Consider the following 12551-nt stretch of genomic DNA (forward strand, 5'->3'; position numbering starts at 1 on the left):
GCTCTACTCCTTGTTCAACAGCGACGCCAATGGGACATCTCGCCCTTCGTCGGCGATGAACCACGTCGCGTCCTCGAGGAAATCCTCCTCATGCGCGAACAGCTCCCGCGCCTCGACGCAGTCGAACGCACGAGCGATGTCACCGAGCGAATCGAAGAACAGCTCCGCCATGCCGTCGAACGGCCATTCCTTGCGATGCTCGATTGCCGGGCTCTGCCGGTATGCCCGCACGCCGGGAAGACGCTCGACGAAGCGCGGATGGTCGGCGAGCCAGTGCTCGAGGAATTCCTCACGCGCCATCCCCACCTTCCGGCGGATGACCACGATCACTCGGTACATCAGACAGGCGTTACTGCTTGGCGGCGCTGCACGGGCACGGCGTCACGCTTCTTGTACAGGCGAAGACGCTTGGACAGTTCTCCGCGCAGCTCGTCCGTCGGCACCACCGCTTCAACTGCGTTGGCGTCGGCGATCTTGAAGACGTCGATGCCCTCGGCGTACTCGGCGTGCTTCTCGGCGACGAACCTCGCGCGCTCCTCGGGGTCTTCGATGGCGTGGATCTGGTTGTAATAGACGCCGTTGACGGCGGCATCCGGCCCCATCAGCGCCGGGCGAGCCGTCGGCAGCGCGATGATCGCGTCGGGGTGCATGGGAGCTCCGGACATCGCGAGGTAGCCGCCACCGTACGCTTTGCGCACGAGCACTGTGATGCGAGGGACGCGGCACTCCGACACGGCGAAGATCATCTTCGCGCCGTGACGGATGATGCCCTGGCGCTCGACCGCGGATCCGATCATGTATCCCGCGATATCTACGAGGAACAGGATCGGGATGTTGTAGGCGTTGCAGATCCAGATGAAACGGGCCGCCTTGTCGGACGAGTCGGGGAAGATCGTGCCGCCCATGTGCTTGGGCTGATTCGCGACGAGTCCGACGGGCTGTCCGTTGATCCGGGCGAAGCCGGTCAGCATCTCAGGCGCGAAGAGCTCCTTGTAAGGGAAGTAGCTTCCTTCATCGACCAGCGATTCGACGAACTCCTCCATGTCGAACACCTCTGCTTCGCGCAGCGGAACGATATCGCTGAGCTTGCGTCCCTCGCGCGGTTCGGCCGCCGGAGCAACGGGCGCCGGGTTCTCCCAGTTCGCAGGAAGGAAGCTGAGCCAGACACGGATCGCGTTGAGGGCTTCGATGTCGTCCTCGACGAGGACGTCGCCCAGACCCGAGACGGTGCAGTGCATCTCCGCACCCCCCATCTCTTCGAGGGTGACCTTCTCCCCCGTGACCATCTCGGCCAGGCGGGGAGACCCGAGGTATGCCGTCGCGTGACCGCGGACCATAATGGTCAAGTCGCAGAGGGCCGGGACGTACGCAGAGCCCGCAGGCGAAGGGCCGAACAGCGCGCACACCTGCGGTACGCGCCCAGAGATCTGCACCTGGTTGTAGAAGATGTTGCCCCACGCGTGACGACCTGCAAAGCTGTCGAGCTGCTCGTCGATACGTGCGCCGGCGGAGTCGAAGAGGTACACGATCGGGATGCCGGCGGCCGTGGCCGTGTCCTGTGCGAAGGTGATCTTCTCGAAGGTGCGGTAGCCCCACGTGCCCGCTTTGACGCTGTAGTCGTTGGCGATGACGCAGACCTCGCGGCCGTCGATGTTGCCGTACGCGCACACGACGGCATCACCGGGCAGACCCTCGGAGAAGCGAGCCAGTAGGCCGTCCTCGATGTACTCGCCGTCATCGAACAGGTGCGCAAGACGCTCGCGCACGAGCATCTTGCCCGACGCCTTGATCTTGTCGCGGTTCTTCTGCGAGCCGCCGAGCTTGGCAGCCGCGGCGTACTCCGACAGAGTGTCGTGCACGGTCTTCTCGGCAACCTGGCCGTCTTCGGGCTGGGTCTCAGTCACAGCGTTCGTCATCGTTGACCTCCATGAGGTGGGTAGTTCTGCGAACGAGCGTACGCTAGTCTGATCGTTAACGGAAGTCGCCGATGTTCTGACAGGCTTCCTGGAGAGCAAGGAGGCCCTCATGACCGAGACGATGCCAACGCCGGGAAATGTGAAAGCACCGCAACCACGGCACTGGGAAGATCTGATCGCGGGAGACGAGCTGCATTCGACCGGGATCACGATCACAGATGCGCATCTCGTCAACTGGGCAGGGCTCACCGGCGATATCGTGCAGTTCCACATCAACGCCGACTACGCCGCATCCACGCCGTTCGGTGAGCGCATCGCCCACGGGCCGCTGACTCTCTCCCTGTCCCTCGGTCTTGTCACGCAACTCGGCTACTTCGGCAACGTGATCGCCTGGCTCGGACTCGACGAGGTGCGCGCGAGCAAGCCCGTGCTCATCGGCGACTCGATATACGTTCGCGCCACGGTCCGCGAGGCGCGCGTGACTTCGAAGCCGGAGAACGGGGTTTGGACGATCGACTACTCGACCATGAACCAGCGCGGCGAAGTGGTGATGACATTCACGTCCAGTTTTCTCGTGCGGCGGCGCGACGCATAACTCCTGGCGCGAGCCGGCCACGCCTGTGACGCGTTACGCGGATCCGGTTGCCAGCGTTGCGATATAAGCAGCCGTCTCCACGACGGCCATTCGCTGCGCCTCCACCCCGAACTGCGTCCACGGGCGTGACCACGTCAAGTCGCGCGCGACCTCCCACACCGTCGATCGGGGAGAACGCTCGAGCACGTTCGAGACTTCGCACGCTCGGAGCGCAACATCATCCCTGAGCGACTGCGTCCGCGCGCGGAGTCCCCTGAAGCGATACTCATGCGCCGGGAGCACCTCGACATCGCCGATCTGCTCGACAACGAGAAGCGACTGAAGGTACTGATCCAGCGGATCGGGCTCCCCGAACGGATTCAATGCGATGTGCGGTGTGATCCCTGGAAGGACGTGATCGCCGCTGAACAGCAGGTCGCGTCGTTCATCATGGATGCACACGTGCCCTGGGCTGTGTCCTGGCGTGGACAGGACCCGAAGCGATTCCCCCTCGACCGGCAACACGTCCAAGTGACGCAACAGGAGACCAGGACGCAGATGGTCCCGTGTGTAGCGGTAGTCCTCCACAGCAGCGAACTCAGCCGCTCGTTCTGCCGGGACTCCGAACTCGCGAAACCGCTCGATCGCGGCTTTCAAACTCAGAACGTCATCGGTCAGCCGGTCGATCCAATTCTGCTCGCTCGCACCGATCGCGACCCACGCCCCGCTCTGCTGTGCAAGTGCGTCCGCGGCCTCCCAGTGATCGAAGTGGTAGTGCGTGATGACGATGCCCGTCAGCGATCGCACCGGCATCCCGATTGCATCCAATCCACGGGCGAGGGCGGCGTCGCCCTCGGGACTGCTTGCACCCGGATCGATGAGCACCGCCTGACCGTTGGAGCGGATCAGATACGCGTACGTGAACCGGATCGGGATGCGCGACACTGGCACCGGCACCGCCCAGACCCCGTCGGCGATTCGCTCGGCTGCCGGCACCGCACGGCGGGACCAGGCGTGGAACTGCTGTGCGCTGGTAGGAGTGACATCCGCGGTGACGCGCATGTCACTCCGGAAGTTCGTCGTTGAGCGCCGCCTCGATCGTCGGCGCCACCGGCTCAGACGACGCAGCCCCACCGAGGTAGATGTGCTGGATCATCGGGTTGGCACGCAGCTCCTCAGCAGATCCTTCGAGCAGAACCTCGCCGCCACTGAGCACGTACCCACGGTCTGCGAGTCCGAGCGCGGCATGCGCGTTCTGCTCGACGAGCATGATGGTCAGCCCACGGTCACGGCGAAGCTTGCCGAGCACGGCCATCACCTGCGCCGTCATCTGCGGCGATAGCCCGAGACTGGGTTCGTCCAGCAGCATCACGCTGGGTTCACTCATGTACGCTCGGCCGACGGCGAGCATCTGCTGCTCACCACCGGACAGGGTTCCGGCGAGCTGAGTCCGTCGTTCCATGAGCCGGGGAAAGTAGCCGTACACCTCATCGAGGAGTCGCTTGAAGTCGCGGCGACGCGTGTATCCGCCGAGCTGCAGGTTGTCCTCGACAGACAGCGTCGAGAAGACCTGACGCCCCTCGGGCACGAGCACACACCCCGATCGGACCACCTGCGCCTGGCGCATCATCCTCGTGTCCTTGCCCATCACCGTGACTGTTCCACGACGGAGCCTGTGGCTGCGCGCGATCACGTTCAGGAGCGTCGACTTGCCCGCACCATTCGGACCGATGACCGTGACGATCTCACCGGCATCCGCCGCGAAGGACACATCACGCAGCACCTGCGCGCGCCCGTACGAGAAACTCACGTTCGAGACATCGAGTGCAGTACTCATCGCTTCCACCACGTCTTCTTCTCGACGACCGTCATGGTCGTGGTCGTGACCGGCTCGTTCTCGTGCGAGACCCCGAGGTACGCGTCGATCACCGCCTGGTCGTTCTGGACTTCCTCCGGGGTGCCCACACGGAGCGTCGCCCCGAAGTTCAGCACTTGCACGCGATCAGCGCTCGCCATCACGAATTCCATGTCGTGCTCGATGACCAGTACAGCGAGCCCTTCCCTACCGAGTGCCCTCAGAAGCTGCATGAGCGACGCCTTCTCCTGCTTGTTCAGGCCGGCACAGGGCTCATCCAACAGCAATACCTTCGGCCGCGAGACGAGAGCGCGAGCGATCTCGACCTGCTTCTGCTGACCGAGCGAGAGCGCTTTAGCATCGCGGTCAGCCAGTTCCGCGAGACCCAAGCGTTCCAGCACTTCTGCGGTCTCCGCAGCGAGCTGCCGCTCCTCCTTGAGCGCTCCGATCGTAGGAACGGAAGATCGCAGCATCCCGACGGATCCGCGCAGATGCGCCCCGACCTTGACCGTTGCTTCGACGTCCATGCCTTCGAACAAGCACGGTGTCTGGAACGTCCGCGAGAGCCCATACCTTGCCACCTGGAAAGCCTTGAGATCGGTCGTCTCCCTGCCGTCGAGCTGCACCCTTCCCGCCGTCGGCGACAGGTTGCCTGACAGCAGGTTGACCAGCGTCGACTTGCCCGCGCCGTTGGGCCCGATGACGGCCAGGACTTCACCGGAACGCAACTGCAGCGAGACCTCGCTGACGGCCTTGACCCCGCCGAACCTCTTGACGAGACCGCTGGCTTCGAGCACGACTTCACCCGGGGCGCGTGCAGCACGGTCAGCATCTTCGGCGCGCCGGAGCGACGCCATGTCCGTCCGCCCCCCTTCCGAAACCTCGGCGCTCTCCACGAGAGGTCCCGGAGCGCTCGTCGATCGACGTCGCCGATCGATCGAGCGTCGCACGAAGCCGAATAGCGAGCCGAGAGCGCCGGCCACTCCGTCCGGGCGAGCCACCAGGATGACCACGAGAAGAACACCGATGACGAGTTGCTGTCCGGCACCGACCGCGCCGCTGCCGAGCAGTCCAGGAAGTGCGGACTCGATCCACTGATTGAGCAGTTCCAGAACAATCGCACCGATGATGGCGCCCCAGGGGCTGCGCATCCCACCGAGGACGGCGATCATGAGTACGTCGATCGCGGTAGCCAGGCCGAAGGGCGGCGGGTTGACGTAGAGCATCTGATGCGCGTACAGGGAGCCCGCAACGGCACTGATCACAGCCGACGCCGTGAACACCCGGGCCTTGGACGATGCGATGTTGATACCCGCCGACGCAGCCGCGGCCTCGTGGCCGCGAATCGCCAGCAGCGCCCGGCCTTCACGGCCCTTGCGCAGCATCAGAGCACCCCAGAGGACGATTCCCACGATGAGCCAGTTGAGAATCATATGGCTCTGGCTCGAGGTGAATGCGAAGCCGAGAACGTCCAACGGCCGGAGCCCGCCCATACCCGTCGAGCCGCCCGTGTAGGACGAGTTGTTCACGAGCAAGTAGAACACTTCGGTGAGGGCGAGAGTCGCCATTGCGAGGAAATGCCCACGCAGGCGGAACAGCGGCCGTGCCAGAGCGAATCCGACAGCGGCAGCGATGGCCGCAGCGAGCACCAATGCCAATAGCCCGTACCAACCGAACTTCACCGTCAGAATCGTGGAGCCGTAGGCCCCGATCCCATAGAACGCACCGACGGCGAGCGAGAACTGCCCCGCATACCCGGTCACCAGGATCATCCCGAGACCGAGAAGGGCAAGGATTCCGACGGATGCTCCGAGCCCCGCGGAGTACGCGTTCGAGGTCGCGGCGAACAGCACCACGGCACCGATCCACACCAGAATGCCTACGGCGTGCTTCCAGGTGAGCATGTGCAGCGAACTCGTCGTTGTCTTAGACACGGTCTGCCGCCACCTTTCGAGTAAGGCCCTGGGGGCGGACGATCAGGAGCACGATCAACAGGGCGAACATCACGGTCTGCGCCTGCGCGGCATCCACGAAGCGGGCGAACGCGACTTCTACGAAGGCGACCAGCATGCCACCCACAAGCGTCAGTCCGAGCTTGTCGAACCCGCCGAGGATCGCGGCGATGAATCCTTTCAGGCCGAGAGCGAGCCCGGCTCCAGCGGTGATGAACGACGTCGGGGTCTGCGCCGCAAGCACACCGCCGGCGATCGCACCGGACAGCGCGAAGGCGATCGTGGCCATCCCCGTCAGCCCGATACCGACGACTCCTGCGGCGTACGCATTGACGGAGAACGCGCTGAGGGCCTTGCCAGAGAGAGTGCGATCGAAGAACAGTGCAAGCCCGATGTAGCCGACGACGGCGATACCGATCAACCACAGCGACTGCGGCGGGATGGATCCTCCGAGGATGTTGATCGACCCTCCCCCCGTGATCGGATCGAACTGACGCGGTCCGCTGCCGAACATCAGCTGCAGCAGCGACCGCAAGGCGATTCCGACGCCGAGCGTCACGATCGTCTGCACCATGAGGCTCTCCTTGCGGAGCGGGTGAATCGCCAGGTGATACATCGCCACGCTCACGAGCGCCCCGACGACAGCACCGGCGAGGATCGCGAGGAACGGCGGCATCACAGCCGAGGCGACGACGGCACCGAACGCTCCGGCGACGGCGATGTCGCCCATTGCGAAGTTCACCATTCCCGTCAGACGGTGCACGATCACGAAGCCGATGCCGATCGCGCCGTAAAGGGCACCCGTGGCGACGGCCGTGAGGAGCAGTTGCATGACCACTTCCACTGAAGCCTCCTTGATTCAGAGCTGGATCACGAATGCGTCACATCCGAATGTCCATATTGACATACGAACGCACGTTCGCTTGAATCAGCGTAGACGTCGTTTCGCATCACGTCAATGTCGGCCGCCCAGCTGACCGGCGATGTCCGACGACTGACATTCAACGAAGAAGTCACAAGAATCAGAGAGAAGGGACAGCTCGATGAAGAAGCTATCCACGGTGTCGGGAATCTGGCGTCGGACCGCCCTTACAGCGGGGGCTGCAGCAATCGCTCTCACCCTGGCCGCTTGTTCCGGCGGTGCCGCGCCAGGCGACGGGAATGGCGGCGGCGGAGGCGACGCCGACGCGTACAAGGTCGGCGTCCTCGTCGGGCTGACCGGCAGCTACGCGGCCCTCGGCGAACCCGAGCAGAAGGCGATCGAGCTGTACGTCAAGCAGCTCAATGCCGACGGCGGCATCGACGGTCACCCCGTCGAACTCGTCGTTCTCGACAGCGGAAGCACCGAGAGCACCGCGGTGAACCAGTTCCGCAAACTCGCGATCGAGGAGAACGTGCATGCCATCCTCGGCCCGTCATCATCCGGCGAATCGATCGCGTTGCAGACGTTCTCGAAGGATCTGACCGTACCGACGATCGCGCTGGCGTCGTCGAGTGCGATCGTCGACCCGGCCGAGAACGCGACGTACATGTTCAAGCAGTACTCCGGCACGAACGAGTCACTGAAGGCCCAGTTCGAGTTCGCGAAGGCTGAGGGGTGGACCAAGGTCGGCCTGCTCCACACCAACGACGGTTACGGCCAGGACCCGGCGAACCGCATTGACGATGTGGCCGCCGAGTACGGCATCGAGGTCACGGGCAAGGAAGCATTCGACGCCACCGCGACCGAGGTCACCGCACAGCTTTCGAATCTCGAGCAGGGAGACCCCGATGCGGTATTCGTATGGGCGGTCAATCCGGCGAATGCGATCGTTGCGAAGAGCGCGGAGTCGATCGGATTCGAACCGGCGCTGTTCAACTCGCCGGGCGCAGGTTCGGCTGCATACATCGAGAACGCCGGAGCCGCCGGTGACGGCACCTACCTCCAGGGATCCGTCGTCCTCGCGCCCGATTCGCTCACGGAGGACAGCCCGCAGTACGAAGCGACGATGGCACTCGTCGACGGCTACCAGGAGGCCTACGGCGAACCTGCCGGTCAGTACGCCGCAAACGGCTGGGACGGAGCGACCCTGTTGGTCAACGCGATCGAGAAGGCAGGCGCGCCGGACCCCTCAGATGTGCAGGCCACGCGCGACGCAATTCGCGATGCGCTCGAGAACGATACGCAGTCCGTTGTCGGCGTCAACGGCATCTACACGTACACGCCTGAGTTCCACGGGTCGACATCGCTGGAGGGGCTCGCGGTTCTACGGGTGACCGATGGCACGTTCGAGGTCGTCAAGACCTACTGATCGCTCGCCAACTCGAAGGGGATGTCCGGTTCGCCGGGCATCCCCTTCACCACATGTCAAGGAGATGAAGCATGGACGCAATGACCTGGCAGGACCTGCAGGAGATCCAGGACCTGAAAGCGCAGTACTTCTACTGGATGGACAACAAGCGGTGGGACGCACTCCGCCGCGTGTTCACCGACGACGCTCGATTCGAGGGCTTCCCGTTCGAGATGGACGGGCCGGACGACTGGGTGGAGGGGCTCAGCTCGTTCTTCACCGGCGTGACCTCACAGCATCGCGGAACCAATCCTCGCTTCCAGCAGGTGGCTGCTGGTCAGGTGCGTGGCGTGTGGTCGATGACGGATCACCTGACGTGGGAACCCGGCACGAAGGTCTACCGCGGAATCGAGATACCCGGCATGTACGGACTCTACGGATACGGCTACTACGAAGAGGAGTACCGGCGCACCGAAGCCGGGTGGCGGATCGCCTTCATGCGCCTGACACGCGTGCGCATCGACCCTCTGGTCGATAGGAAGGGCCCCGCCCCGGAGTATGACGTTCCCAGACCGACGCTCGACTGGATCGGCGGCGTGTGAGCGTTCCGTTCTATCCTGGTGCCGCAGGGCCGAGCCCGACTGTGCCCCGCGATCCGCGAACTCCCACGCCGACCCCGAGAAGAACGATCGCGGCGCCGATGAAGTGATTGAGGCTCAGGGGCTCGTGGAGCACGATGATCCCCAGCGCCACCCCGACCAGCGTCGTCAGGTATGTCACCATCGAGGCGGATGCCGCCCCCCACTGGGCGATGACGTGGAAGTTCCACACGTAGGCTATGCCCGTTGCGAAGATGCCGCTCATCAGCAGACTCCCGATCACCGGCAGACTGAGCTCCCGGAAGCCGACTGTCGCGAAGGGCACGACGGCGCCGAGCACCGCCGTGCACACCAGCATCTGCCCCATCGCGACGGCGATCGGATCGATACCCAGAGGGCTGATCGCCTTACGCGTGTAGGAGAAGGCGAACCCCAGGCCGAGCACCGCGCAGATGCACGCGACCTGCCCCCAGACATCGAACTCCGAAGCGTCCAGCCGCCACGGCTGCATCACAACGACGATGCCGAGCGCCCCGATACCGATTGCCAGCAGCTTCTGTGCGCCGAGCCGCTCCTGCCGCATGGCGACCAGCGTGACAAGGGCCGTGGCGACGGGGACGGCGGCGTTGTAGATGCTGGACAGTCCGCTCGGGATCCGCTGGCCGGCCCAGGCGTAGAAGAGGAACGGGACAGCGCATCCGACGATGCCCAACGTTCCGATGCGGCGCCACGCCGTCCACCCTCTGGGCCATCGACGACGCGTGACGAACATGATCAGGGCGAGCACCACGCTGGCCATGAGAGTCCGCGCGAACACGAACTCGACGGGAGCGAACTCGCTCATCGCCACTCTGATGAACAGGAACCCGGCGCCCCAGACGATGCCGGTGAGGACGAAGGCGACGATCGTGTACACGCCGCCCCTCAGCCGCATCTACGGCCTGTCGAACAGCTGGAAGTAGCGCGTCGCCCCACCATCGATCAGGATGTCTGCGCCGTTGATGTTCTTCGCGTCATCACTGAGAAGAAATGACGCGACCCCACCGATCTCGTCGGGATCGATGATCTGCTCCGTCGGAACCTTTCGCGGCACCTGGTCGCGGATCTCCTGGATGACCATCGGGGTGTCGACGACGCCGGGGCAGATGGAGTTCACCGTCACGCCTGTGCCCCAGAAGTCGATCACGAGCGACCTGGCGAGGTTGGACAGCCCGGCTTTGGACGCGGCATAACTCGGATACGGATATCCGGTGACGCCGGCGATCGACGAGATGTTGATGATCCGCCCCCAACGACGCTCGATCATCTCGGGCGCAAACGCCTGGATCATCCGGAACGGACCGATCAGGTTGATGTCGATCGTGCGCTCGAACGATGTGGCGTCATGATCCGCGAGGTACTTCCGATCCAGGATGCCGGCGGCGTTGACGAGCGCGTCGACACCGCCGACCCGCTCATGCACGGCATCCACCAACGCCGCGACACTCTCGTGGCTCGACACGTCCACCGCGAACGCCTCGGCACGACCGCCCGCGTCGCGCACCGACTGAGCCGCGCTCTGCGCGGCATCGAGCGACAGATCCGCGCACAGCACGGTGTGGCCGGCAGCGCCGAGTCGGGCGTTGATGCCGCGACACATACCGCCGGCGGCCCCGGTGATGAGCACGGTGCGATCAGTCTTCGTTTCCATGATTCTCCGTTTCGCGGGATGGGCGAGAGTGGAACAGCGGCTCAGAACGAGCGCGGCAGTTTGAGGTGGAACTCGCCGATGAAGTTGTGCATCATCTCGTCGGTGAGCGGGGCGAACGTGTACAACCGGGCGTCCCGCCAGAAACGTTGCATGGCGTACTCTCGGCTGAGCCCCGATCCGCCCATCGCGCGCATCCCGTTCTCCGCGATCGTGGTCGCCGCTTCGGATGCGGCGAGCTTGGCCATCGCCGACAGGGTCTCGGCCTCACCACCGTCGTCAGCGGCACGCGCAGCTCGCTGGAGAAGACCCCGCGCCCCCTCGATCTTCACGGCGCCGTCGACGAGTCGGTGCTGAAGGATCTGGAATCCCCCGATCGGACGGCCGAAAGCCTGCCTACTCTGCACGTACTCGAGCGCGGCCTCGTGCGCGCCACGTGCGATCCCGAGCGCGACGGCGGCCGCGTTCAGACGCTCGCCGTTGAGGGTGGAGATGACTTGGCGGAACCCCTTGTCGACTTCACCGAGCACGGCATCGTCGGGCAGGATGACGTCGGCGAATCCGACCTCGCATGTCGACAGCCCGTGGATGGCGACGGTGTCCATCTCGTTCACCGTGACCCCGGGCGCATCCGCGGGCACGAGGAACATGGTGATTCCGCTGACGGCCGACCGCTCGATGGGCGAGGTGCGGGCGAGCACCACGAGGAAGCCGCAGTCGGTTGCGCCCGAGATCCACATCTTGGCGCCGTTGACGACCCAGCCGCCCTCAGGCCTGCGGACCGCCTTGGTCTGCATGGCACGGGCGACATCCGTACCGCCTCCGGGTTCCGTCAACGCGAAGGCTGCGCGATGCGCGCCGCTGTACAACTCCGCGAGGTAGTTCTGCCGCTGGGCGTCGGTGCCGTGCTGCGACAGCAGCGTCACCGCCATGTACTGCACCACCAGCGAGACACCGATCGACGTCGCGGTCGCTCCGAGCTCCTCGAGGACGACAGCCTGGCTGGCATGGCTCGGCGCGTCGCCTCCGAGCTCTCCCTCCAGCTGGAGAAGCCCCGCCTCGGCCAGCGCCCTGTACAGCTCTTCGTCGAACGCTTCCCGCTCATCGTGGTCGGACAGCCGTTCAGGTGTGGCGAGCTCGGCAAGGATCTCCCGCACCATGCCGCGCAGGTCGGCCTGATCCTCGGTCTGCTCGATCGGCAACGGACTGTAGTCGCTCATCTCCGCCTCCTCAGTCGGCAACGGTCTCGCCACGGCGCATCATGAGCGCGGTGCGACGGACGACGCACACGAGCTCGTCGTTCTGGTTGTATGCGCGGTGCTCGATCCCGACGATCCCCGTCGTCGGGCGTGACTTCGACACCCGCGTGTCGAGCGCTTCGGTCTCGACACGCAGCGTGTCACCGATGAAGACCGGTTTGGGGAACTCGATGTCTCGGAAGCCGAGATTGCCGAGCGTCGTCCCGAGCGTGGTCTCCTGCACGGGGATGCCGGTCGCGACCCCGAGCGTGAACACGCTGTTCACGATGCGCTGCCCGTACATGCTCTTCCCGGCGAACTCGGAATCGAGATGCAGGGGCTGCACGTTCATCGTCAACGTCGTGAAGAGCAGATTGTCCGTCTCGGTGACGGTGCGGGTGACCGCATGGCGGATGACCTCGCCGACGACGAAGTCTTCGAAATACATGGGCATGGCGTG

13 protein-coding genes are annotated in these 12551 nt (G+C 64.6%); 3 read left to right on the top strand and 10 right to left on the bottom strand.

All coding sequences use genetic code 11. The features are described from left to right. Positions 1 to 3 precede the first annotated feature (3 nt). Both KHB019_RS14225 and KHB019_RS14230 read right to left on the bottom strand, forming a co-directional pair. Complete coding sequence (locus tag KHB019_RS14225) at positions 4 to 339, bottom strand: EthD family reductase (protein WP_325472044.1); 336 nt, start codon at positions 337 to 339, stop codon at positions 4 to 6. Then, positions 339 to 1904 (bottom strand): acyl-CoA carboxylase subunit beta, encoded by a 1566-nt coding sequence (locus tag KHB019_RS14230; RefSeq protein WP_337459272.1) that lies wholly within the window; start codon positions 1902 to 1904, stop codon positions 339 to 341. Before KHB019_RS14230 ends, KHB019_RS14225 begins: the two co-directional genes overlap by 1 nt. 121 nt (positions 1905 to 2025) lie before the next feature. On the opposite strand from KHB019_RS14230, the gene KHB019_RS14235 reads away from it, so the two are divergent. Then, positions 2026 to 2511 (top strand): MaoC/PaaZ C-terminal domain-containing protein, encoded by a 486-nt coding sequence (locus KHB019_RS14235; RefSeq protein ID WP_230102745.1) that lies wholly within the window; start codon positions 2026 to 2028, stop codon positions 2509 to 2511. A gap of 33 nt (positions 2512 to 2544) precedes the next feature. On the opposite strand, the gene KHB019_RS14240 is transcribed toward KHB019_RS14235, so the two are convergent. Genes KHB019_RS14240 through KHB019_RS14255 form a run of 4 tightly spaced genes read right to left on the bottom strand, consistent with a single transcriptional unit; the run spans position 2545 to position 7141 of the window. Further along, a complete protein-coding gene (locus tag KHB019_RS14240; protein ID WP_230102744.1) occupies positions 2545 to 3552 on the bottom strand; it encodes an MBL fold metallo-hydrolase in 1008 nt (335 codons plus the stop codon). A gap of 1 nt (position 3553) precedes the next feature. Further along, on the bottom strand, positions 3554 to 4327 hold the full coding sequence (locus KHB019_RS14245) for an ABC transporter ATP-binding protein (RefSeq protein ID WP_337459273.1): 774 nt from the start codon (positions 4325 to 4327) through the stop codon (positions 3554 to 3556). Then, positions 4324 to 6279 (bottom strand): branched-chain amino acid ABC transporter ATP-binding protein/permease, encoded by a 1956-nt coding sequence (locus KHB019_RS14250; RefSeq protein ID WP_230102742.1) that lies wholly within the window; start codon positions 6277 to 6279, stop codon positions 4324 to 4326. The genes KHB019_RS14245 and KHB019_RS14250 overlap by 4 nt, the downstream gene beginning before the upstream one ends. After that, positions 6272 to 7141: a branched-chain amino acid ABC transporter permease gene (locus tag KHB019_RS14255; RefSeq protein ID WP_230102741.1), complete on the bottom strand. Its 870-nt coding sequence runs from the start codon at positions 7139 to 7141 to the stop codon at positions 6272 to 6274. Before KHB019_RS14255 ends, KHB019_RS14250 begins: the two co-directional genes overlap by 8 nt. Before the next feature lie 199 nt (positions 7142 to 7340). On the opposite strand from KHB019_RS14255, the gene KHB019_RS14260 reads away from it, so the two are divergent. Continuing rightward, positions 7341 to 8588 carry an ABC transporter substrate-binding protein gene (locus KHB019_RS14260; protein WP_230102740.1) on the top strand — a complete coding sequence of 416 codons (1248 nt, stop codon included), beginning with the start codon at positions 7341 to 7343 and terminating at the stop codon, positions 8586 to 8588. A gap of 71 nt (positions 8589 to 8659) precedes the next feature. Then, complete coding sequence (locus KHB019_RS14265; protein ID WP_230102739.1) at positions 8660 to 9169, top strand: nuclear transport factor 2 family protein; 510 nt, start codon at positions 8660 to 8662, stop codon at positions 9167 to 9169. 10 nt (positions 9170 to 9179) lie between these two features. On the opposite strand, the gene KHB019_RS14270 is transcribed toward KHB019_RS14265, so the two are convergent. Genes KHB019_RS14270 through KHB019_RS14285 form a run of 4 tightly spaced genes read right to left on the bottom strand, consistent with a single transcriptional unit; the run spans position 9180 to position 12545 of the window. After that, positions 9180 to 10082, bottom strand: coding sequence for a DMT family transporter (locus KHB019_RS14270; RefSeq protein WP_230102738.1), 903 nt, complete (start codon positions 10080 to 10082; stop codon positions 9180 to 9182). An 18-nt stretch (positions 10083 to 10100) separates the two neighbouring features. After that, a complete protein-coding gene (locus KHB019_RS14275; protein ID WP_230102737.1) occupies positions 10101 to 10856 on the bottom strand; it encodes an SDR family NAD(P)-dependent oxidoreductase in 756 nt (251 codons plus the stop codon). Between the two features lie 41 nt (positions 10857 to 10897). After that, a complete protein-coding gene (locus tag KHB019_RS14280; protein WP_230102736.1) occupies positions 10898 to 12073 on the bottom strand; it encodes an acyl-CoA dehydrogenase family protein in 1176 nt (391 codons plus the stop codon). Positions 12074 to 12083: 10 nt separating this feature from the next. After that, positions 12084 to 12545 (bottom strand): MaoC family dehydratase, encoded by a 462-nt coding sequence (locus tag KHB019_RS14285; RefSeq protein WP_230102735.1) that lies wholly within the window; start codon positions 12543 to 12545, stop codon positions 12084 to 12086. Positions 12546 to 12551 lie beyond the last annotated feature (6 nt).

Source organism: Microbacterium sp. KHB019 (genome assembly GCF_037285405.1).
Classification (GTDB): Bacteria; Actinomycetota; Actinomycetes; order Actinomycetales; family Microbacteriaceae; genus Microbacterium.

Bases quoted from the DNA above. Each gene is read 5' to 3' on its own strand.
- KHB019_RS14225 (WP_325472044.1), bottom strand. From the start codon at position 339: ATGTACCGAGTGATCGTGGTCATCCGCCGGAAGGTGGGGATGGCGCGT.
- KHB019_RS14245 (WP_337459273.1), bottom strand. From the start codon at position 4,327: ATGAGTACTGCACTCGATGTCTCGAACGTGAGTTTCTCGTACGGGCGC.
- KHB019_RS14285 (WP_230102735.1), bottom strand. From the start codon at position 12,545: ATGCCCATGTATTTCGAAGACTTCGTCGTCGGCGAGGTCATCCGCCAT.
- KHB019_RS14265 (WP_230102739.1), top strand. From the start codon at position 8,660: ATGGACGCAATGACCTGGCAGGACCTGCAGGAGATCCAGGACCTGAAA.
- KHB019_RS14260 (WP_230102740.1), top strand. From the start codon at position 7,341: ATGAAGAAGCTATCCACGGTGTCGGGAATCTGGCGTCGGACCGCCCTT.
- KHB019_RS14275 (WP_230102737.1), bottom strand. From the start codon at position 10,856: ATGGAAACGAAGACTGATCGCACCGTGCTCATCACCGGGGCCGCCGGC.
- KHB019_RS14235 (WP_230102745.1), top strand. From the start codon at position 2,026: ATGACCGAGACGATGCCAACGCCGGGAAATGTGAAAGCACCGCAACCA.
- KHB019_RS14280 (WP_230102736.1), bottom strand. From the start codon at position 12,073: ATGAGCGACTACAGTCCGTTGCCGATCGAGCAGACCGAGGATCAGGCC.
- KHB019_RS14240 (WP_230102744.1), bottom strand. From the start codon at position 3,552: ATGCGCGTCACCGCGGATGTCACTCCTACCAGCGCACAGCAGTTCCAC.